At 72.3% G+C, this 20,912-nt stretch carries 21 protein-coding genes; 7 read left to right on the plus strand and 14 right to left on the minus strand.

Annotation, left to right across the window (positions count from 1 at the left end; all coding sequences use genetic code 11):
• Window positions 1–8: 8 nt before the first annotated feature.
• The 13 genes from ASC99_RS26015 to ASC99_RS26075 are packed head-to-tail and all read right to left on the minus strand — an operon-like array spanning window position 9 to window position 12,886.
• Window positions 9–938 carry a 3-oxoacyl-[acyl-carrier-protein] synthase III C-terminal domain-containing protein gene (locus ASC99_RS26015; protein ID WP_057236432.1) on the minus strand — a complete coding sequence of 310 codons (930 nt, stop codon included), beginning with the start codon at window positions 936–938 and terminating at the stop codon, window positions 9–11.
• Complete coding sequence (locus ASC99_RS26020; RefSeq protein WP_057236434.1) at window positions 935–2,326, minus strand: condensation domain-containing protein; 1,392 nt, start codon at window positions 2,324–2,326, stop codon at window positions 935–937. Before ASC99_RS26020 ends, ASC99_RS26015 begins: the two co-directional genes overlap by 4 nt.
• On the minus strand, window positions 2,326–3,954 hold the full coding sequence (locus ASC99_RS26025; protein WP_057236436.1) for a class I adenylate-forming enzyme family protein: 1,629 nt from the start codon (window positions 3,952–3,954) through the stop codon (window positions 2,326–2,328). Before ASC99_RS26025 ends, ASC99_RS26020 begins: the two co-directional genes overlap by 1 nt.
• Window positions 3,951–4,940 carry an alpha-ketoacid dehydrogenase subunit beta gene (locus tag ASC99_RS26030; protein WP_057236439.1) on the minus strand — a complete coding sequence of 330 codons (990 nt, stop codon included), beginning with the start codon at window positions 4,938–4,940 and terminating at the stop codon, window positions 3,951–3,953. The genes ASC99_RS26025 and ASC99_RS26030 overlap by 4 nt, the downstream gene beginning before the upstream one ends.
• Window positions 4,940–5,914 (minus strand): thiamine pyrophosphate-dependent dehydrogenase E1 component subunit alpha, encoded by a 975-nt coding sequence (locus tag ASC99_RS26035; protein ID WP_057236441.1) that lies wholly within the window; start codon window positions 5,912–5,914, stop codon window positions 4,940–4,942. The genes ASC99_RS26030 and ASC99_RS26035 overlap by 1 nt, the downstream gene beginning before the upstream one ends.
• Window positions 5,898–6,833 carry a phytanoyl-CoA dioxygenase family protein gene (locus ASC99_RS26040; protein WP_057236443.1) on the minus strand — a complete coding sequence of 312 codons (936 nt, stop codon included), beginning with the start codon at window positions 6,831–6,833 and terminating at the stop codon, window positions 5,898–5,900. The genes ASC99_RS26035 and ASC99_RS26040 overlap by 17 nt, the downstream gene beginning before the upstream one ends.
• Window positions 6,830–7,873 carry a 4-hydroxyphenylpyruvate dioxygenase gene (gene hppD, locus ASC99_RS26045; protein WP_057236445.1) on the minus strand — a complete coding sequence of 348 codons (1,044 nt, stop codon included), beginning with the start codon at window positions 7,871–7,873 and terminating at the stop codon, window positions 6,830–6,832. Before hppD ends, ASC99_RS26040 begins: the two co-directional genes overlap by 4 nt.
• Before the next feature lie 35 nt (window positions 7,874–7,908).
• A complete protein-coding gene (locus ASC99_RS26050; RefSeq protein WP_057236447.1) occupies window positions 7,909–9,165 on the minus strand; it encodes a beta-ketoacyl synthase in 1,257 nt (418 codons plus the stop codon).
• Window positions 9,162–9,743 carry a hypothetical protein gene (locus tag ASC99_RS26055; protein WP_200948426.1) on the minus strand — a complete coding sequence of 194 codons (582 nt, stop codon included), beginning with the start codon at window positions 9,741–9,743 and terminating at the stop codon, window positions 9,162–9,164. Before ASC99_RS26055 ends, ASC99_RS26050 begins: the two co-directional genes overlap by 4 nt.
• Before the next feature lie 2 nt (window positions 9,744–9,745).
• Window positions 9,746–10,903, minus strand: a complete 1,158-nt coding sequence (locus ASC99_RS26060; protein WP_057236664.1) for a beta-ketoacyl synthase N-terminal-like domain-containing protein — start codon at window positions 10,901–10,903, stop codon at window positions 9,746–9,748.
• 30 nt (window positions 10,904–10,933) lie between these two features.
• Window positions 10,934–11,170, minus strand: coding sequence for an acyl carrier protein (locus ASC99_RS26065; protein WP_235583142.1), 237 nt, complete (start codon window positions 11,168–11,170; stop codon window positions 10,934–10,936).
• Between the two features lie 2 nt (window positions 11,171–11,172).
• Entirely contained in the window at window positions 11,173–11,442 is a 270-nt protein-coding gene (locus tag ASC99_RS26070) for a phosphopantetheine-binding protein (RefSeq protein ID WP_057236449.1), read from the minus strand.
• A 43-nt stretch (window positions 11,443–11,485) separates the two neighbouring features.
• Window positions 11,486–12,886: a class I adenylate-forming enzyme family protein gene (locus ASC99_RS26075; protein WP_235502431.1), complete on the minus strand. Its 1,401-nt coding sequence runs from the start codon at window positions 12,884–12,886 to the stop codon at window positions 11,486–11,488.
• A gap of 497 nt (window positions 12,887–13,383) precedes the next feature.
• Between ASC99_RS26075 and ASC99_RS26080 the strand changes: the two genes are divergently transcribed.
• From ASC99_RS26080 to ASC99_RS26110, 7 genes are all read left to right on the plus strand, one after another.
• Window positions 13,384–14,268 carry a methyltransferase domain-containing protein gene (locus ASC99_RS26080; RefSeq protein ID WP_057236453.1) on the plus strand — a complete coding sequence of 295 codons (885 nt, stop codon included), beginning with the start codon at window positions 13,384–13,386 and terminating at the stop codon, window positions 14,266–14,268.
• Window positions 14,265–14,543: a hypothetical protein gene (locus tag ASC99_RS26085; protein ID WP_057236455.1), complete on the plus strand. Its 279-nt coding sequence runs from the start codon at window positions 14,265–14,267 to the stop codon at window positions 14,541–14,543. The genes ASC99_RS26080 and ASC99_RS26085 overlap by 4 nt, the downstream gene beginning before the upstream one ends.
• A complete protein-coding gene (locus ASC99_RS26090) occupies window positions 14,543–15,721 on the plus strand; it encodes a glycosyltransferase (RefSeq protein ID WP_057236457.1) in 1,179 nt (392 codons plus the stop codon). Before ASC99_RS26085 ends, ASC99_RS26090 begins: the two co-directional genes overlap by 1 nt.
• Entirely contained in the window at window positions 15,718–16,482 is a 765-nt protein-coding gene (locus tag ASC99_RS26095) for an ABC transporter permease (RefSeq protein ID WP_057236459.1), read from the plus strand. Before ASC99_RS26090 ends, ASC99_RS26095 begins: the two co-directional genes overlap by 4 nt.
• 32 nt (window positions 16,483–16,514) lie before the next feature.
• Window positions 16,515–17,477: an ATP-binding cassette domain-containing protein gene (locus ASC99_RS26100; RefSeq protein ID WP_057236461.1), complete on the plus strand. Its 963-nt coding sequence runs from the start codon at window positions 16,515–16,517 to the stop codon at window positions 17,475–17,477.
• Between the two features lie 35 nt (window positions 17,478–17,512).
• Window positions 17,513–18,469 (plus strand): NAD-dependent epimerase/dehydratase family protein, encoded by a 957-nt coding sequence (locus ASC99_RS26105; protein WP_057236462.1) that lies wholly within the window; start codon window positions 17,513–17,515, stop codon window positions 18,467–18,469.
• Between the two features lie 144 nt (window positions 18,470–18,613).
• Window positions 18,614–19,183 carry a hypothetical protein gene (locus ASC99_RS26110; RefSeq protein WP_157531749.1) on the plus strand — a complete coding sequence of 190 codons (570 nt, stop codon included), beginning with the start codon at window positions 18,614–18,616 and terminating at the stop codon, window positions 19,181–19,183.
• Window positions 19,184–19,244: 61 nt separating this feature from the next.
• Here the strand turns inward: ASC99_RS26110 and ASC99_RS26115 are convergent, their stop codons facing one another.
• Window positions 19,245–20,786, minus strand: a complete 1,542-nt coding sequence (locus ASC99_RS26115; RefSeq protein ID WP_082598633.1) for a cellulase family glycosylhydrolase — start codon at window positions 20,784–20,786, stop codon at window positions 19,245–19,247.
• Window positions 20,787–20,912: the final 126 nt, after the last annotated feature.

The following is a 20,912-nucleotide window of genomic DNA, read 5'->3' on the forward strand; positions in this document are numbered from 1 at the left end:
GTGGGTGGTCAGTGCTGGAGGACCATGGCCGAGAAGGTGGCGCCGCGTCCGGCGCCCGCGGCGGCCATCACGTAGGGCTCGCCCGGCCGCAGCAGCCCCCGCTGGCGCGCCGTGCGGTAGTTGACGAGGTTGTCCGCGCAGAAGACGTGGCCCGCCGTCGCCACGTTGTCGAGCACGACCCGTTCGCGCGGGTAGCCGAGGGTGCGGCAGACCTGGTGCCAGGCCACGCTGTTGACGTTGTGCGGCAGGATCACCCCGATCGCGTCCACGGTCAGTCCGGCCCGCTCGACGGCGGCGAGGACCGCCGCCGCCAGCGCGTCGGCGTAGATCCGCTGGAACTCCAGGGCCTGCTCGGGCGCGTCGGTGTCGAACTCGCCCCTGAGGTCGGCGGCGTAGGACAGCACCCGGTCGCGGTCCCCGGCGGGGGCGACCAGGCAGGCGGAGGCGCCCTCGCCGAAGAACGAGGTGCCGGGGACCATCCCGGCCTCGGGGGTGAACGCCTTCTCCCCGGCCAGTACGAGGGCGAGGCCGCCGGGGTCGGCGTCGGCGGCGAGCAGCCGGCCCGCCACGTCGATGGCGAGCAGGCCCGAGGCGCAGGCGTGATGGCCGACCGCGAACACCGTCGCCCGGTCGAGGCCCAGCTCCCGGCACAGCTCCCGGACCGGGTTGTGGGGGTAGGGCACCACGGTCGGGAAGGTGCGGGCGTGCAGCACGTAGCGGACCCGGTGCTCCCGGCCGGGCAGGGCATCGAGGCCGGCCACCGCGCCGCGCAGCAGGTCGAGCAGGCTGCCGTGCGGGTCGCGGCGGACCGAGCCGAGCCGGTGGTAGCGGCGGAAGACCTTGACCTGCATCGGGGTCAGCCCGAAGTCCCCCGCGAGCTCCTCGATCGGCACCCGGCCGGGGGGCAGGTAGTCGGCCACCGCCAGCAGTGCGGTCACCGCAGCCGCCCCGAGGCCCGGGCGCCGGGCGGCAGCAGGACGGACGTGGCCGGATCGAGGGCAGCCTCGACCGCGACCGCCTCCATGCCGTGGGCCAGCGCCTCGGCGTCGCCGGGGGAGAAGTACCGGGTGTCCGTCTGGATCTCCGTCACCAGCCCGCCGGGGGCGTCGCCGAAGTTGAGGAGGAGTGCGTCCAGGGCGTTGTCCCTGCGGCGGACCCACTGGAACACACTGTCGGCCCGCGCCTTCCGCAGCCGCTGGGCCAGCGGCTCGCCGCTCGGCGGGCCGTCCTCCTCGGGCGCCGGGTGCAGGCTGCGGTCGTTGAAGAAGCACTCCACGTCGACGGCCTCGCCCCGCTCCGCAGAGATCCGGCCGACCAGCTCCTTCAAGTGCTCCGGGTGGAAGTAGGCGTGCTTGTACGTGGTCATGGCGCTGCGCCGGGTCAGCTCGACGGCCTCGTCGAAGGTGCCGTCCGCGATGTCCAGGACCGAGATGCCGGCCTGGGCGACCATGCACACCACGTCGCTCAGACCGGACCGGAAGCGGTTGTTGACGACGGGTCGGACCACCACCGGGCCGACGCCGGTGATCCGGCGCAGCGCGACCGCGTACACCGCCAGCAGGACGGTCCGGATGTCGGTACCGGTCCGCTCGGCGATCACCGGCAGCGCCAGCCGCAGGGCGGGGGAGACGAACTCGGCGGTCCAGTGCCGGGGGGTGGACGGATCCGTCGGCACCGGGAAGCGGCGGGCCGGGATCGCCCGGAGGACCCGCTCCCAGTGGCGCAGGGCCTGGGCGTTCTGCCGCTGCCCGGCCGGGGAGCGCTGCCAGGCGGCCTGCTCCAGCTGCTGCAGGCCGGTGACCGGTGCGGTCGACCGCTGCTGCAACTCGCGGAGCATGATCACCCCGCCGGCGGCATCGGTCACCAGGTGGTGCGTGATGCTGACCAGATGGGTGGGCAGGCCGTCCCGCCGCACCACGGCCATCCGCACCGGCCATTCCTCCGTGTAGTCGAAGCGGGTGGACCGGTAGCGCTGCTCGACCAGGCTCGCGACCTCCTCGGGATCGGCGTCCCCGGCCTCGTAGACCTCGAGCGCCGTGCTGCCGGAGGCGAAGAGCTCCTGGGTGGGCCGGCCTGTCGCGTCGAACCTGAGCCGCGTCCGCATCGAGGGGAACCGGCCCATCAGGTACCGCAGTTCCTCCGCCACGTCGGCGACCGTGGTGCCGGCGGGCAGCGCGGCCCGTCCGCCGATCGGCAGGGAGCTGTGCTGGCCCACCATCGCGTGCCAGATCTCCCACATCCCCCAGGACAGCTCGTCGGTGCCCGCGCCGTCTCCGGCGAAGTGCACGGTCACCCGCTCGGCGGGCTCGTGGACCTGATCACTCATCAGACCGCCGCCGTCCCGGCCAGGTGCCGCTGCCGCATCAGGAACTTGCGTACCTTGCCGGTCGGGCCGAGGATCAGCTGCTCCTCGGAGACGGCCACCACCCGGCGCAGGGTCGCCGCCGCAGCGTCGGTCAGCGCGGCACGCACCGCCGGGGTGCGGTCGGCGTCCGGGTCGGCGGTGGCGTGCAGGGCGAGCAGGACGTCGGTGACCACCCGGCCGTCGACCTCCAGCGACACCACCGTGCAGTCGTGCACGTCGGGGCAGTTGGCGAGGATGCGCTCCTCGCTCATCGCCGTGTAGAGCCAGTCGCCGCCGCCCAGGTCGACGGCGTCGACCGCCCGGTCGACGTGGAAGTAGTAGCCCTCCTCGTCCCGGTACATCAGGTCGCCGGTCAGGTAGTAGCCGTTCAGGCGGTTGCGGTAGGTGGCGCCCGAGTCGTTCCAGTACCCGGGGGCCAGCGTCGGCGCCTTCAGGCCGAAGTGGCCGACCTCGCCGACCGGAACCTCGCGGCCGGTGGCCACGTCCAGCAGCGCCACTTCGGCGAAGCCGTGCGGCACCCCGACGCAGCGCCCGTACCGCTCGGTGCCGGTGCTGTGGGTGAGGTGGAACGCGGAGTGGCCCATCTCGGTGGAGCCCAGGCCGTCGACGAAGCTGGACCCGGGGATGCGCTGCATCCCCTCGCGGGTGACCGTCTCCCGGGAGCCGACCGCGACCAGGCGGCGGATGTGCGGCTCGTGCGCGCAGTCGCCGGTGTTGAACCACAGGGCCACCGACTCGAGTTGACGGCTGCTCAGGTCGTGCCGGGCCAATTGGGCCCAGGTGGCGGCGAAGCCGAAGACCCCGGTGGGCCGCCAGTCCTCGATGGCGTCCAGTACCGCCGCGCCGTCGTTCTGGGTGGACAGGAAGAGCAGCTCGCTGCGGTTGCACAGGGCCAGGTTGAGCGCCGAGATGCCGGCCGCGTGGGCGGCGGGCAGCGCGCTGAGGATCCGGGCCGCGCCCCTGGCGCGCGGTGCGGCCAGCCGGAACAGCCGGGTGGCGGCGAACAGGCTGGCATGGGAGTGCACCACCGCCGTGGGCATCCGGGTGGTGCCGGAGGAGTGGGTGATGGCGATCGGGTCGTCGGCGTGGTGCCGGTACGGCGCGGGAGCCGACGCGGGATCGCCGGTGCCGGGCTCGGCGGTGTCGCCGTGGAGGCGCACCCCGAGCTCCGCGCCGTCCAGCCGGACCCGGTGCTCCGGGTCGGTGAGCAGCGCGACGGCGCGCAGCCGCCGGATGTACTCGGCGGCGATGTCGCCGGGGACGTACTGGTTCAGCAGCGCGGGGATCGCGCCCAGCCAGGTCAGCGCCAGGAAGTTCAGCAGGCAGTCCGCCGAGCCCGACACGTAGACCGCGACCGGGTCGCGCGGGCCGATGCCCTGCCCGTGCCACCAGGCCGCCCTGGCCGCCACCAGTTCGCGGAGCTGACCCAGCGTCAGGCCCTGCCCGGCCGGGTACCCGTCGACCGGGACGTCGAAAGCAGCGCCAGGACCGTCCGGGTCGGCGCCGTGTTCGAACAGCTTGGGCAGCACGTTGCCCGCGCCGAGGCCGGGGTCGGCGGCCAGCCGCGCTCTGATGTTGGTGCCCGTCACTCTGCGCTCCTTGAGAGTTGTCCGTTGACTGCCTTCTCGATCGCCGTCCTGAGCTGCGCCCGGGTGGGCTGGCAGGCGAGGTCGAGTGCCCGGGCAAAGGGCAGCACGGCGCCGTCCGGCCGGGTGACCCGGCGGGGCGGGGCGGTCAGCCGCATCTCCTCGGCGGCGGTGGCGACGATCTCCGCACCGATGCCGCAGGTCCGGTTCGAGTCGTCGACGACGACCAGCCGCCCGGTCCGCTCCAGCGACGCGGCCAGCCCGGACCAGTCGAAGGGGTACAGCGAGCGAGGGTCGAAGACCTCGACCGAGACCGAGCCGGCCAACTCCTCGGCCACCGCCAGGGCGTCGTGGACCAGGTGGCCCACCGCCACCACGGTGACGTCGGTGCCGCTGCGGTGGATCCGGCCCACGCCGAGCGGCACGGGCGCGAGCCGGGTGAAGTCCAGGTCCTCGCGGACCGCGAGCGCGCCCGAGGGGGCGAAGACCACCACCGGGTCGTCGTCCCTGATCGCCGTCGCCAGCAGCCCGTACGCGTCGGACGGGGTGGCCGGCACCACCGTCTTCACGCCGACGTGGGCGAACAGGCTGTACGGGTGGTCGGAGTGCTGGCCGGCCCAGCTCTCCCTCGATCCGGAGCCCGGCAGCAGATAGGTCACCGGCACCCGGGTCTGACCCCCCGTCATCAGCGAGAACTTGTGTGCCTGGTTGGCGATCTGCTCGAAGGCCAGGAACAGCAGCGCCGGGATCTGGAACTCGATCAGCGGCCGCAGCCCGGCCAGCGCGGCGCCGGTGGCGAAGCCGGTGAACGCCTGCTCGGAGATGGGCGTGTCCAGCACCCGGTCGGGACCGAAGCGCTTCAGCAGGCCGGCGGTGGCGTGGGTGACGGCCACGCCGACGTCCTCGCCGAACACGCAGACAGCTGCGTCGCGGTCCATCTCGTCGCCGATCGCGCGGTTCAGCGCCTTGAGATAGGAGAGGTTCGGCATCAGAGCGCCCCCGCCCGGCCGCGCAGTCCGGTGGCGTAGAGGTGGTCCAGCGCGGTGGCCGGGTCGGGGTGCGGGCCCGCGCAGGCGAACTCCACGGCCTGGTCGAGCAGTTCCCCGAGTTCCGCGTCGATCGTGGCGCGGGTGGCGGCGGGGATGCGCGCTCCCTGGATCTCCAGCGGGTCCCGGGCCCGGCCGACGGCGACCTCCGCCTCGGTGCGGTAGCGGGGGCGGGCGGTGTGCTCCCAGGTGTGGTGGGCGTCGAAGCGGTAGGTGGTGCACTCCAGCAGCGTCGGGCCCCCGCCTGCTCTGGCCCGGGCGACCGCCTCGTCGGTGGCGTCGAGAACAGCCTCCGGGTCCATCCCGTCCACGGTGCGGGCCGGGATGCCGAAGGCGGCGGCCCGGCCGAGGATGCTGCCCGCCACCGTCTCCTCCGTCCGCATCGAGGTGGCGAAGCCGTTGTTCTCGCAGACCAGCACGACCGGCACCCGCCAGAGCGCGGCCAGGTTGAAGGTCTCCAGCACCACGCCCTGGCTGACCGCGCCGTCGCCGAAGTAGCTGACCGCGACCCGGTCCGACCCCGCCCGCCGGAACGCCCAGGCGGCGCCCGCCGCGATCGGCACGGCCGCGCCGACGATGGCGTTCGCCCCGAGCACGCCCACGCCGAAGTCGGCCGCGTGCATCGAGCCGCCGCGACCCCCGTTCAACCCGGTGGTCCGGCCCGCCAGTTCGGCCATCATCCGGGCCGGGTCGGCGCCCTTGGCCAAAACATGGCCGTGGCCCCGGTGAGTACTGGTGATCACGTCCTCGGGGCGCAGCGCCGCGCAGGTGCCGGCGGCGATCGCCTCCTGGCCGGTGTACGGGTGGATGCCGCCGAGCACCACACCGGACCTGACCAGCTCGATCGCCCGCTGCTCGAAGCCCCGGATCAGCGCGACCGTCCGGTACAGGGCGGCGGCGTCAGCCATGGTCGGCATCTCGCTCCGTCCGCCAGAGCACCGGGCAGAACGCCGGGTCCGCGTAGTCGGGTCGGCTGTCCGGCAGCCGCCGGACCAGCACGTCGTGGTTGTACGCGGCGGTACTGCCGTCGCTGAGCGCGAAGTCGCGGTACTCGTTCGCGCCGTCCTGGAGGTGGAACGAGACCGCGCGGCGCGGCCGGTCACTGCGGTTGGGGCCGCTGCCGTGGTAGGTCCGGCAGTGGTGGAAACTCATGTGGCCCTTGGGGATGACCAGTGGCACCTTGCGGATGGTGGTGCCGTTGTAGGCGGCGTTCTCGGCGAGCACCCGCTCCAGGTCGGCCCGGTCGCGGTCGGCGAAGTGCCTGGTCATCGAATCCTGACGGCCCGTCTCCTGCCAGAGGTGGCTGCCGTCCACCACGGTGAGCGTGCCCATCTCCTCGTCGCAGTCGTGGAACGGGACGAACGCCGTCAGCATCCGCTCGGACGTCGAGGTGGACCAGTAGTGCTTGTCGAAGTGCCAGGGCACGATGTTGCTGGGTTCGCCGACCACCGCCGGCTTGAGGATCAGCGTCGACTGGAACACCCGGATCTCGTCCGCCCCGGCCAACAGCGCGGCCACCGCCCCGACCAGCGGCTTGCACAGCACCCGGGCGATCGGGTCGCTCTCGTAGTGGACGTAGTCGTTGTGGCGCTGGACCGGCCCGTCCGAGGGCTGCCAGGCCGCCAGTCGGGGAGGGCGGACCGGCAGGGTTCGGCTCCGCCCGCCGGCGTAGTAGCCCTCGCTCGCGGCGGCCAGGCGGTCCACCTCCTCGTCGGTGAACAGCTTCTTCGTCAGGTACCAGCCGTGCTCGGCGTAGAAGGCGATCTCCTCGGCGTCCGGCAGCAACGCCAGTTCCTCGTCGGTGAGTTCGAACCGCAGGGTGGGGGTGGTGGTCATCGAGCGAGCTCCCTTTCCTTGGCCTCGTAGAGCGCGGGGATGTTGCTGGTGCCGAAGGTGCGGGCACCGTGACGCTCGATCAGCTCCCAGAAGAAGGTCCGCCGCACGTGCATCGAGGTGGCGAAGATCTGGTACAGCTCGCCCCAGTGGTCGCGGTCCAGCAGGACTCCGCGTCGCCGCAGCCGCTCCAGCGGAAGGCCGTCCAGCGCGCTGTAGTAGGAGTCCGGAGTGACCGCGAAGCCGACGCCGCGCTCCGCCATCGCGTCGACGGCGGCGACGATGTCGCGGCTGCCCAGGGCCAGGTGCTGCACGCCGGGGCCGTCGTGCCAGGCCAGGAAGTTGTCGATCTGCCCGGGGGAGCGGCTCAGGTCCGGCTGGATCAGCGTGAGCGTGATGCCGCCGCCGGGGCTCTGCACCACCTGGGAGAACATGCCCTGGGTGCCGACCTCGATGTACTCCTCGAAGATCACCTCGAAGCCGAAGGCCTTGCGGTAGTACTGCGTGGTGCTGTCGAGCTGCCCGTCCGGCACACACACCGCGGCGTGGTCGATACTCTGCAGCAGCTCCGGCGACGCGAGCGGCGGCAGGTCCAGCATCTCGATCACGCCGGGCAGGAACTCCCTTGCTGCGCCCCGTCGTTCGACCAGCCGGTGCACCACGTCGCCGAAGCCGGAGACGGTGGCGGTGACGACGGTGCTGCCCTCACAGGCGTACGTCCTGGGCGCCTCGACCGCGGTCGCGCCACTGGCCACCGTCCCGGCGTACGCGGCGGCGGCGTCCCGGGTGCCGAAGGCGATCACGGCCACGCCGTCGCCGTGCCGGGCCACGTACTCCACCGCCGGGTGATCCGGCGTCAGGCCCGAGGTCAGCAGTACCCGGCAGTCGCCCTGGCCCAGCAGCAGACTGCGCTGCCCGGGCAGGCCGGTCTCGGGGCCGCCCTGGCCGTAGAGGCGGAAGCCGAACCCGGAACAGAGGACGAACGCCGCCTGGCGCGCGTCACCCACGTAGAACTCGACATGATCGACGCCGAGGAAGTCCATTGCGGTAGCCGTTCCTTCTCTGTTCTGACGTACCGTCAGACGCTTCTGGCCAGCCGAGTGCTCGGCAGGCCGTAGACCAGGCTGATGTTGTGGCCGCCGAACCCGAACGAGTTCGACATGACGTGGGTGATCCCCGGTGCCGGGCGCGGGCCCTTGCGGACGTGGTCCAGCTCGCAGGCCGGGTCGGGGTCGTCCAGGTTGTGGGTGGGCGGCAGCAGTCCGCGCCCCAGCGCCAGCACGGAGACCGCCGACTCGACCACCCCGGAGGCGCCGAGCAGGTGGCCGGTGACCGCCTTGGTCGCGCTGACCGGCGGGGCGTGCCCGCCGAAGACCTTGCGGATCGCCACCACCTCGGCCAGGTCGCCCAGCCTGGTGCTGGTCCCGTGGGCGTTGACGTAGCCGATGTCCTGCGGCCCGATGCCTGCGCTGCGCAGGGCCTGCCGCATGCAGGCGGCGGCACCCTCGCCGTCGGGGTGCGGGGTGGTCGGGTGGTGGGCGTCGTTGGTCGCGCCCCAGCCGAGCACGTCGGCGTACCCGGCCGCGCCGCGCGCGTCCGCGTGCTCGGCGCGCTCCAGCACCAGCACACCGGCTCCCTCGCCCAGCACCAGGCCGTTCCTGCGGCGGTCGAAGGGCCGGCTCGCACCGGTCGGGTCATCCGCCCAACCACGGGCCAGCGCACGGGCGTTGCCGAAGGTGTCGGCAAGGGTCGGGAACAGCGGCGCCTCGCTGCAGCCGACCACCACCACGTCGGCCTCGTCCGCGCGCAGCAGCCGCAGCCCCTCCCCGACGGACTGGGCCCCGGCCGCGCAGGCCGTGCTGACGGAGGAGCTGTAGCCACGGATGCCGTGCCGGATCGCGATCCGTGCGGCGCTCATGTTGGGCAGCATCGCGGGCAGCAGGTACGGGCTGACGCCCAGTCGGCCGCGCTGCGTCCGTACGACCACCTGGGCCTCCAGGGTGGCCAGACCGCCGTTCCCGGACAGGATCACCCCGATCCGGTAGGGGTCGACGTCGCGGCCCACCTCGATGCCGGCGTCGGCCAGGGCGTCCGCCGCGGCGCGCATCGCCATCACGATGCAGCGGTCCACCAGCCGGGTGTCGGGAGCGGGCAGTACGGAGGCGGGGTCGACCGGCGGGGCGAAGCCGGCCACCTCCAGCGATCCGGCCAGCGGCCCGTCGGCATCCGGCCTGGCCAGTCCGGACCGGCCCTCGCACATGGCCGCCATGACCTCCTCGGCGCTGGTGCCCACCGGGGTCACCAGGCCCATCCCGCTGACGACGACGTGGCTCATGGCTGTTCTCCCTTGTAGTGCTGCCGACTCTGTGGTGGCCCGGGGCCGAGCAGCACGGCGGCGGCGCGGTCGTGGCGGCCCGGGGTGTGCGCCTGGTCGACGCGGATCAGCAGGGCCTCGTCGGCGTCCCGGTCGGCGAGCAGCAGAGCTGTGACGGCCAGTCCGGCGGCGGTGTCGCCGACACAGACCACCGGCCCGGTGAGCTGCCACCGCGCGGCCAGGTGCCCGGCCACGGCGTTGGGGACGGCCTGGAAGAACAGCAGCGGCCCGACCCGGCCTCCGCCGTCGACGGTCTCGGCGACGTGCACCGCACCGGCGAGGTCGCCGAGCGGGCTGACCAGCACGACGGCGGTGACCGGCGGTTGGGGCGAAGGCCGCCGCAGCAGGCAGCGTCGGGCCGTCTCGGCGGCGAGCGGGCTGAACGCGGAGACGAACGCGGAGACCACGAACCCGGCGATCGGCGGGGCGACTTGGTCCTCGGCGGCCTCCGGCCACCCGGCCGAGGCCAGCACCCGCAGACCCGCCGCCGAGGCGGCCCGGGTGAGGCCGGATGCTCTCGTGGGCACGGTGGCGGTCATGATCACGGCGTGCCGACCAGGAGTGCGGTGTTCGCGCCGCCGAAGGCCGTACTGAGGCTCAGCGCATGGTCGGAGGCGGTCCTTGCGGTCCGGTCGAGGACCAGGTTCAGCGCGCAGCTCTCGTCCGGGCCCAGGTACCCCGCGTTCACCGGGAGCCTCCCGGCCCGCAACGCCGCGATGGTGACGACGAGTTCGAGCAGCGCACCGGCCTCCAGGGCCTGGCCGTGCACTGACTTGGTGGAGCTGACCGGCACGGTGGCGGCATGGTCGCCGAGCGCCCGGTGCAGGGCGGCGGCCTCGGCGGTGTCGCTGACCGGCGTGCCCGTGCCGTGGGCGTTCACGTATCCGATCCGGTCCGGGCCGACCCCGCCCCGGTGCAGGGCGTCGGTGATCGCCCGGGCCAGCCCGGCACCGTCCGGCCGGGGTCGGCAGACGTGGTACGCGTCGCCCGTACGGCCCCAGCCCGCCAACAGAGCGAGCGGGCGGGCCCGCCGGGCGCGGGCCGCCGGGGCGGCCTCGACCACCACGGCGGCCACGCCGTCGCCGAGCAGCAGCCCGGTGCGGCCCGAGCTGAACGGGCGCACCTGCCCGTCGCGGGCCAGGGCCCGGCCCGCGTCGAAGACGGCGAACTGGTCGGCCTCGACCAGGTAGCCGGCCGCCACCACGATCCGGTCGGCGTGCCCGTGGGCGATCGCTGCGGCGGCGTCGGCGACGGCGGTGCTCGACGCCACGCAGGCGGAGGTGTAGGCGCGGGACGTACCGGACAACCCCGCCCGCCGGGCCACGGCGTCCGCGAACGCGTCCGCGCCGTGGGCCGGGCGGTCCGGCACGGAGGCCCGGGCGAGCGCCGGATCGCCGTGGACGGCGAGGTACAGCGGGCAGTCGGTGCGCTGAGCCGTGGACAGACCGGCTTCGTCGCAGGCCTCGCCGACGGCCCGCTCCAACTCCTCGGCCAGCACCGGGGAACCGGGGTGCGTCGCGGCCCGATCGACCCGTCGGCCCGACACGTCGAAACGCTGCACGGGCGCGAACGCCGGTACGCCGTCGAGGGCGGCGGAAAGCAGCGGCTGGACGCCCCGGCCCAGCGCGCTGAGCACGGCGGCCCCGGTGACGACCACGGAGCGGGGGCCACGGCGAGCCGTTGACGGGGTGTCAGTCACCTCGGTCACCTCGATCCGTTCGTAGTAGGGTCACTGCCCCGGCCCGGTAAGCGGGCCTAAGGCGGCGAGCACGTCGACCGCGCCGGACACCGTGGTCATCCGGGCCAGGGTGGCGTCGTCCAGGTGCCGGTCGTAGCGCTGTTCGATCTGGTGGACCAGCCAGGCCAGTTCCATCGAGTCGATGCCCTCGGGCACCTCCTCCGGTGTGCGGTCGCCGAAGCCGGCCAGCATCGCGACCACCTCGTCCCGCCCGGGTGCGGCCGGCACGCTCAGTGGCCCGCGGTCGGCGCGGCCTGGATCCGGGCGGCCACGGCCGCACCGAACTCACCGACCGTCATGGTGCCGAGCAGTTCGGCCTCGTCGTCGTCGAACCTGACGCCGAACTCCTCCTCGACCCGGACGCCCAGCTCGGCGAGGGAGAGCGACTCCAGGTCGGCGCCGGCCGGACCGAGCAGCGTGTCGTCGTCGACGTCGGTGGTGTCGTAGTTCATCGCGCTCAGCGAGGCGAGCACGAATGCGCGGATCTCCTCAGTGGACATCGCTGGTACTTCCATTCCGGTTGGTCTGTTCCTGGATGGTGGGTTACAACTGACCGGCATCGCGCAGGGCGGTCCGGTCGCGGACCAACTTCTCGGTGGCGGTGCGCGGTAGTCGGTCGACGAGGTGGATCAGGCGGGGCCGTTTGTAGGCCGCCAGCCGTTCGGTGAGCTGCGCCTCGATCCGTGCCGTGGTGCCGCCGGCCTCGCGCAGTACGACGTACGCCTCGATCGAGGTCCCGAAGACGACGACTGCGGCGTCGACCTCCGGCAGCGCGGCCAGGGTGTGCTCGACCTCGGTGAGGTCGACCTTGAGACCGCCGATCGACACCTGCGAGTCCAGCCGGCCCAGCACCCGGACCCGCCCGCTGCCGGGGTCGACCTCGCCGCCGTCCCTGGTGTGCAGCCAGCCGTCGTCCCAGCGGGCCGGGCCGGTGGCGCCGGTCGGGCCGTGGTCGAGGTAGGGCGACTGCCCGGTGGCGATCAGCAGTTCACCGTCGACCGCGCGCAGGGTGAGGCCGGGCGCCGGGGTCAGTTCGGGCCGGTGCGTGCCGAACAGGTCGGTGGCGATGACGCCGACCTCGGTCATCCCGTACATGCTGCCGAGGCGGATGCCGTAGCGGTCCACGAAGGCGTCGTGCACCTGGGCCCGGACCAGCTCCCCGCCCGTGGTCATGCCGGTGAGCTGGGGCAGCCGGGGTGGTTCGGCCACCCAGCTGAGCAGTTCGAGGTGGAACGGCACGCCGAGCAACGTGGTCGGTTCGGGACCGGCCGCGACGGTGGCGAGGATGCCGTCGGCGGTCAGCCGGCGCGGGATCGCGAGCCGTACCCCGGCGTGCAGGCAGTGCAGCAGCCCGCCGACGAGTCCCAGCACGTGCACCATCGAGGCGAGTGAGACGATCCGCTGGCCGGCCCTCGGCACTCCGCCGATCCGGGCGTACCGGTCGAGTTCGGCGACCAGGTCGGCTGCGGTACGGCCGATGATCTTCGACGGGCCGGTCGAACCGGAGCTGAGCTGCACGACCGCGTGCGAGGTCCGGGCCGGACGGCCCGGGCGGGTGGTGACGATCTCCCGCTGCTCGTAGAAGCCGTGGGCCGGGCCGGTGCCGACCGGCTGTGCGGCGGCCACCACCACCTGGGGTTCCAGCCGGGCGAGGGCCCGGTCGGTCTCGAAGGGGGTGAGCCGGTGGTCGAGCAGTGCGGCCTGGGCCCCGATCCGCCAGGCCGCCAGCAGGTTGGCGACCAGCGCGAGCGACGGGGCCAGGCACAGGGCGACCGAGCCGCCCCGGACCAGGCCTGCCGAGGACAGCGCGGTCTGGCGGGTCCGCACGAGCCGGCGGAGTCCGTCCCTGCTGACCGGTTCGTCGAGGAAGAGGCAGGGCTCGGCGCCGGTGCCGCGCAGGAGGACCTCGTCGACCCAGGAGGGGTCGAGTGGGAGCGCTCCCACGTTGCTCGGTGGAGTTGCGGCAGCAACTTTCATGGAGGACCAGAACCTCTTCCCGGGTCATGTCAGAGAAGCTGACGAAATTCCCACGCCGAACTTTCAACCGTGAATTGCCCGGTGTCAAGCCCTGTGGCTTCGGATGGCATTTTCGCGCCTTGTCGGGGGTGACATCCGTCCGGACAGAGCGATTTGTTTGGTGCGTTGACGGGCGTACGCAGCCCGGCTAGTGTGACCGCCGGTTGGTCAACTTCCGTGGTTTGACAGGTTGTTGTCAGCCTCTGACTGATCGTCAGTCGCACTCGCTCCGCCCTGGCCCGGCGGTTCACACTTTTCGACGCCGCCGTGAAGGCAGTCTTCCTTTCGCATGCCCACGGACCGGGGGTCCGGCGGGCGCGGCCCGCAGTGGATCAGACCAATCCGGCTTTGTGGGTCTCATTTCCGACCCCTTTTCCGGCTGCCTTGTTGAACGCATTCATGCCAACTTTTCGAGGATCGGCCAAGTGGAACCAGCAATCGGCTCCGGCCTGAACACGGCCGTGGAGCGCTACTACGACATCACCCTCGACCTGTACGAGGACCTGTGGGGAGAGCACGTCCACCACGGCTTCTGGGATCCGGGCGAAGTCCCCGGCCTCAACGGCGCGGACCGGCACGCGGCCACCGATCGGCTGGTCCGCGAACTGGTCTCCTACGCCGCCGTGCCCCCCGGGTCGCGGGTGCTCGATGTCGGCTGCGGCATCGGCGGTCCTGCGCTGCACCTCGCCGGGGCGCTGGGCTGCACCGTCGAAGGGGTCACCCTGAGCGCCCGGCAGGCCGCCCGTGCCAACGAGAAGGCGCAGGCCGCGGGCGTCGGTGAGCGGGCCCGTTTCCACCAGTTGGACGCGCTCGGCACCGGATACCCGGACGAGTCCTTCGGCGTGGTCTGGGCGTTGGAGAGCCTGATGCACATCGCGGACCGGGTGGCCTTCTTCGCCGAGGCGATCCGGCTGCTCGCTCCGGGCGGCACGCTCGCCGTCGCCACCTGGGCGGTCCGCGACGGCGAGCTGGACGAGGACGAACGCGAACTCGTCCGGCAGATCCTGGTGCACCAGGTGATGCCCGACTTCTCCTCCCTGGAGGAGCACGAACGGCTGGCCCGCGCGGCCGGCTTCGCCGAGGTCGCCACGGTGGACTGGAGCGATGCGGTCGCCAACTCCTGGGACCCGGGCTTCGCACAGATCCAGCAGTTCGAGCGCGGCCGGTCGGTGATGCGCGACCTGGCTCGCGAGCGCGGCGTGGACGTCCTCGGCTTCTTCCACGCGGGGCCGCTGATGAAGAAGGGCTTCGACACCGGCGTCATCACCTACGGCGCGCTGCGGGCGACGAAGCCCCGGCACGGGCGATGAGCACGGAGGGACTGGTCCGGCGGGTCGCCGAACTCCTGCGGGAGGTCGTCGGCGAGGACCGGGCCTGGCTGGACGCGGTCCGGCCAGACACCCTGGTGGACGGCGAACTGCTGCTGGAGAGCCATGAGTTGGCGGCCTGGAGTCTGGCACTGCGTCGCCACTACGGGGAGCGGGTGGACCTGGTCGAGTACGTGGCCGGGCTCGACATCGACCGGATCATCGCCCTGACCGTCGGCGAGGTGGCCACCCACGTGGCCGCCGGGGCCGGTACCTGATGGGGCGTTACCTCTTCGTCTCGCTGCCGCTGACCGGCCATGTGAACCCGCTCGCCGCCGTCTCCCGGGAGCTCGTCGCGCGCGGCCACGACGTGCTGTGGGCCGGCTCCGAGTCCTACCTGCGACCGCTGCTCGGCCCCGAGACCGCGATCGCCCCGATTCCGTTGCGTGCTCACCGTGGCCAGGCCGACCGGGGCATGGCCGCCGCCAAGTCGCGCTGGGACGGCTACATCGTCCCGCACGCGAAGAGCACCCTGCCCGGCATCGAACGCGCGGTGGCCGCCTTCCGTCCCGACGTCCTGCTGGTGGACCAGCACGCGGTCGCCGGTGCGCTGGCCGCTCACCGGGCCGGGCTGCCGTGGGCCTCGATGGCGACGACCACCATGGAACTCACCCGCCCCTACCGGGCGTTGCCCAGGGTCGAGGCGTGGATCCAGCAGCGGATGGCGGCGATGTGGACCGCCGGGGGACTGGCCGGCGAGCCGCCGCACGACCTGCGCTTCTCACCGCACCTGCTGGTCGGCTTCACCGGCGAGGCCCTGACCGGCCCGCTGGAGTGGCCCGAGAACGCCGTCCTGGTCGGCCCCGCACTGGCCCCGAGGGCGCCGGACACCGACTTCCCCTGGCACTGGCTCGACCCCGCCCGGCGCCACGTCCTGGTCACCGTGGGCACCCTGTCGCTGGACCTCGCCCGGGAGTTCCACGCCCGGGTCGTCGAGGCGCTGCGCCCGCTCGGTGACAGCGTCCAGGCGATCGTGGTGGCGCCGGACGGCACCGTCCCCGATCCGCCGACGCACATCCTGGTCCGCCCCCGGGTCCCGGTGTTGGAACTGATGCCCCGGCTGGACGCGGTGGTCAGCCACGGCGGGTTGAACACCGTCTGCGAGGCGCTGGCCCACGGAGTGCCGCTGGTGGTCGCCCCGATCAAGGGGGACCAGCCCATCAACGCCGCCCAGGTGGTGGCGGTCGGCGCCGGCCGCCGGGTCCGGTTCGCGAGTGTGCGTCCTGAACCGCTGCGCGCGGACCTGCTGGCCGTGCTCGACGACCCGTCATACCGCGCGGCGGCGCGGCGGGTGGGGGAGTCCTTCGCCGCCGCCGGGGGCGCACCGGCTGCGGCCGACCACCTGGAGACCCTGCTCACGGGGCTCACCGAACGAATGGGAGGTGCACAGACTTGAAGACGCTCCGCGACACCTGGCTGGTGTTCCAGCGGCACCTGCTGCTGATGGCGAGGTCTCCGCTCTCGATCGTCCTGGGCGTGGCCCAACCGGTCGTCTACCTGGCCCTGTTCGCGCCGCTGCTGAAACCCGCACTGGCGTCGATGGGCGCGGGCTCGATGACCGACGCCTACCGGATCTACGTGCCCGGCATGCTGGTCGCGCTGGCGCTCGGCGGGGGCCTCTACGTCGGCTTCGGCCTGCTCGCCGAGCTGAGTTCGGGCGTCATCGAGCGGGCCAGGGTCACCCCCGTCAGCCGCGTGGCGCTGCTGCTGGGCCGGGCCCTGCGGGACGTGGTCACGCTGGTGATCCAGGCGGGCATCATCATCGTGCTGTCGATGCCGCTCGGACTCTTCGTCCGGATCCCGGACCTGCTGCTCGCCTACGTGCTGCTGGCGCTGATCACCCTGGGCAGTGCCTCGATCTCGTACGGCATCGCCCTCAAGGTGAGCGACCCCACCGTGCTCGGCCAGCTGGTCAACAACCTGGCGCAGCCGCTGATGCTGCTGTCGGGCACGCTGCTGCCGCTCGCGCTGGCTCCGCTCTGGCTGCAACGGGCCGCCGACTGGAACCCGTTCAGCTGGGCCGTCGTCGGCATGCGCGAGCTGTTCGCCGGCCATACGGGCGATCCGGCGGTCTGGCAGAGCATCACGCTGATGGCCGCCGTGGCGCTGCTGGCGCTGACCTGGTCGGCCCGGCTGTTCGCCCGCTCCGTCCGTTGACGCCCGTAACCCTCCCTATGACAAGGACCCCGATGATCGAGACCAGGGGACTGCGGAAGTCCTTCCAGACCGGGCGCCGCCGGAAGACCGCCACCGTGGACGCGGTGGCGGGCCTGGACCTCACCGTGGCCAAGGGTGAGATCTTCGGGTTCCTCGGCCCCAACGGCGCGGGCAAGACGACCACGCTGCGGATGCTCGCCACCCTGGTCAGGCCGGACGGCGGCGAGGCCGTCATCGCCGGCGCCGACCTGCGCACCCAGCAGGCCGAGGTCCGCCGGAACATCGGCTACATCGCCCAGGACGGCGGTACCGCCGACGATGTGACGGCCCGTGAGGAACTGGTGATGCAGGCCCGGATGCACGGTATCGGCAAGGCCGAGGCGCAGAGCCGGGCGGTCGCCGCCCTCGACGCCTTCGACCTCACCGAGTACGCCGACCGTAACTGCCGCACCTACTCCGGCGGCCAGCGCCGCCGGGTGGACATCGCCCTCGGGGTGATCCACCGGCCCAAGGTGCTCTTCCTCGACGAGCCCACCTCGGGCCTCGACCCGCAGAGCCGTTCGCACCTGTGGGACGAGATCCGCAGGCTGCGCAGCGAGGGCATGACCGTCTTCCTGACCACGCACTACCTGGACGAGGCGGATGCGCTCTGCGACCGGATCGCCATCATCGACGGCGGCGGCACCGTCGCCGAGGGAACGCCGGCTGCGCTCAAGCGCTCGATCGCGGGCGAGGTGGTCACCGTCGGCGTGACCGACGCCGAGGTCGCGGCGAAGGCGTCCGAGGTCCTGGCCGGGCAGGAGTGCGTGCGCTCGGCCGAGTTGCGCGAGGACGGCGGACTGCGCCTGTCGGTGGACGTCGGCGAGACGGCGATGCCGCAGATCATGCGGGCCCTGGCCGACGCCGGGATCGAGTTGGCCACCATCGAGCTGCACCGTCCGACCCTGGACGACGTGTTCCTCGCCAAGACCGGCCGCTCGCTGCGGGAGTCCTGACCATGACGCGCGGTACGACGGATGAGGAGAACCCGATGGACCGGACAGTACGCCGAGCGGTGGTCACCGGGGGCGCGGGCTTCGTCGGCTCGCACCTGTGCGACCGGCTGCGGGACGAGGGCACCTCGGTGGTCTGCGTCGACAACCTGCTGACCGGCTCGGTCGACAACCTGGCCGCCCGTGCCGACGACCCGGGGTTCGCCCTGGACCGCAGCGACGTCTCCGAGGAGTTCGACGTCGAGGGGCCGGTCGACCTGGTACTCCACCTCGCCTCACCGGCCTCGCCGCACGACTACGCCAGGCACCCGATCGAGACGCTCAGGGCAGGTGCCCACGGCACCCTGAACGCCCTGGAACTGGCGCGCAGGAAAGGCGCCCGCTTCCTGCTGGCCTCCACCTCGGAGGTCTACGGCGACCCGCTGGTCCACCCCCAGAGCGAGTCCTACTGGGGCAACGTCAACCCGGTCGGTCCGCGCAGCCAGTACGACGAGGCCAAGCGCTACGCGGAGGCGCTGACCACGGCCTACCGCACCACCCACGGCGTGGACACGGTGATCGTCCGGCTCTTCAACACCTACGGTCCGCGGATGCGGCCCACCGACGGGCGGGCGGTGCCGACCTTCATCACCCAGGCACTGGCCGGACTGCCGCTCACGGTGGCCGGCGACGGTACGCAGACCAGGTCGATCTGCTACGTCGACGACACCGTGAGCGGCATCCTCGCCGCGGCCGCCGGCGGGCACCACGGGCCGATCAACATCGGCAACCCGGTCGAGCTCAGCGTCCTGGAACTGGCGCACCACATCCGGGAGTTGTGCCGCTCCTCCTCGCCGGTCGAGTTCGTCGAGCGGCCCGGCGACGACCCCACCCTGCGCCGACCGGACATCGCACTGGCCCGTTCGGCACTCGGCTGGCAGCCGGTCGTCGACTCCGACAAGGGCCTGGCGATGACGATCGACTGGTTCTCCCGCCTCGCCCCCACCGGTCGCTGACCGCCCTGGCCTCCAGCGACGGGCCCTGATCAGCCGGCGGCCGTCGATGCCGTGCGCGCAGAACCCGGGCGCCGGACACGAAGGTGCCCGCCTCCTCGGCCAGGTGCTCCGGATTCCTTCCCCGCCTGCGGCAAGATGCCGAGGGTGTACGACAACTTTGTGCCGGACGAGGCCGGGCTGAGGGCAGCGCATGCTGCTCTTGAGCTGGAGGTTCCGGTGGAGATCGAGCATCAGGACCAGGGCAGGCGGCTGGCCGCCCTCTCCGCACACCTCCAGCGCGCCATGACCCGGGCCACCTACAACCTGGTCGACTGCTACGGGCCGGACGCTGCCGCGGCCGCCCGCCGCGCAAGTGCCGTGATGCCGCTGGGATGGCCGGTCGAGGAGGACCAGTGGCAGGCCGCCCGGATCGAACTCACCTTCACCAAGAGCCGGTTCACCCGCCTCATCGACACCGGGCCGGCCCCGGACGCCCCCGATGGCTCCCTGCCGTGGACCGACGAGCGCGAGGGCCACGTGGTGATGGAGGCTCACGCGGCCGGCGCCGAGGCAGCCCTCGACCTCGCCACCGATCTGATCGATCTCCGGCTCAACCCCGGCAACTCCCACCTCGTCAGGGCGGCCTTGCACACGATGGCGGAACACCTGGACACCCTGGCCGGCATCCGTCGCGTCCTGCTCGAACACCACGACGGAAACCCGACGACGCCGTAATCGCCCGAGGCCCTGTGCCGATGTACCGACGTGCCCTCCGGGGCACGTCGGTACGCCGTGACTACGGGTGCTGGCTCAGCAGGTGCGCTTGGTACCCCTGACCGTAGGTGGCCGTCGGCGTGCCGTTCCAGTCGGCGATCAGGACGTTGCCGTTGCTGCTGCACCCCCACGGATTCCAGGTCCAGGCCGTGTACCCGACACCGTTCGCGTCGGCCCAGGCCATCACCTGGTCGATGTAGTCGTGAGCACACGAGTTCTGGCCGATCTCGCCGGCCTGGACCGGGACCTGCGCCGCGACCGATCCGATCGTGGAGTCCCAACAAGCAGTGGTCACACAGCCGTTGAAGTTGTACGAGTGCCAGGAGGCCATCAGATTGCCGGTGGAGTCGCTCGGCTTGTACGCCGACCACTGGCTCAGGTCGTTGGTCCAGGTCAGGCCACCGGTCATGATCACATTGGTGGCACCGGTGGCACGCACCGCGTCGACCAGCGTCTGCATGCCCGCGACCGGGTAGCCGATACCGGTGCAGGTGCCGCCGTCGCGCAGGCAGGTCCACGCCGCGGTGGCGTTCGTCCAGCCGTTGGCGGCGTCCGGATAGGGCTCGTTGAACAGGTCGAACAGGACCGCGTCGTTGCCCTTGAACGCGTTGGCCACCTGGGTCCAGAACGTCGGGGCGTACTGCAGATCGGGCATGGGCTTCTGGCAGGTCGCCGCGGTGTCCGAGCAGCCGGCGCCGCCCCCGGTGTACTGGCCGTAGGACCAGTGCAGGTCCAGGATCACGTTGATGCCGTTCGCCACCAGCAGGTTCGCGTAGTCCTTGACCGCCTGTTGGTACGCGGTACCGGTGACCCCACCCGCAGGGACGTCACTCGTGCCCAGCCAGCACTGCTCGTTCAGCGGGATGCGCACGGCGTGGATGTTCCAGGTCTTCATCCCGTCGATCGTGGCCTGGTCTGCGGGTCCGTCCCACATCCCCTTGCCCTGGACGCACGCGAACTCACCGGCGGCCCGGTTGACGCCCAGCAGGCGGTACGTGGCACCGGTGGAGGTGACCAGGCGGTTGCCGGAGACATGGAGGGCCGGTGCCACCTGGGTGGGCGGTGGGGTGGTCGGGGGCGGGGTGGTGGGCGGCGTCGTGGGCGGCGGGGTTGTCGGGCTGGATCCGCCGCATACGACGCCGTTGACCGTGAAGACCGTCGGAGCGGTGTTGGCACCGCTGTAGGTGAAGGTGGCGGCGGGTGCGACGGTGCCGCCGGACGGGACGTCCGCGTTCCAGGACAGGCTGGTGACGGTCACGTTCTTGCCGGACTGGGTCCAGGCGCCGTTCCAGCCGGAGGAGAGGGTCTGGTTGCCGGCGTAGGAGTAGCCGAGCGTCCAACTGGTCCACGCCGCGCCGAGGTTGGTGATCGTGACGCTCGTCTGGAGTCCGCTGCCCCAGTCGTTCTGCACCGCATACGTCGCCTGACACCGGGTCTCGGCTGCCTGTGCGGCCACGGGCACGAACGCCAAGGACGCCGCCGCCACTGCTATCACCGCTGCGGCGCCCGCGCTGGATGCAGCGCGGGCGCGTCGTGACCGGAAGTCGGGGAACACGAGACGCATGAGTAACTCCTTTCCGACGAAACGGGGATGAGCCGCCGACCTTCGCCTTATACGCTTAAGTCCGCGGCGCAAAATGGCGGCCGTAGCCGATTCTGGGGACCGCAGGCCCATGTCTGCAACCCCATC

The organism is Kitasatospora sp. Root107, assembly GCF_001424875.1.
Lineage (GTDB): Bacteria > Actinomycetota > Actinomycetes > Streptomycetales > Streptomycetaceae > Kitasatospora.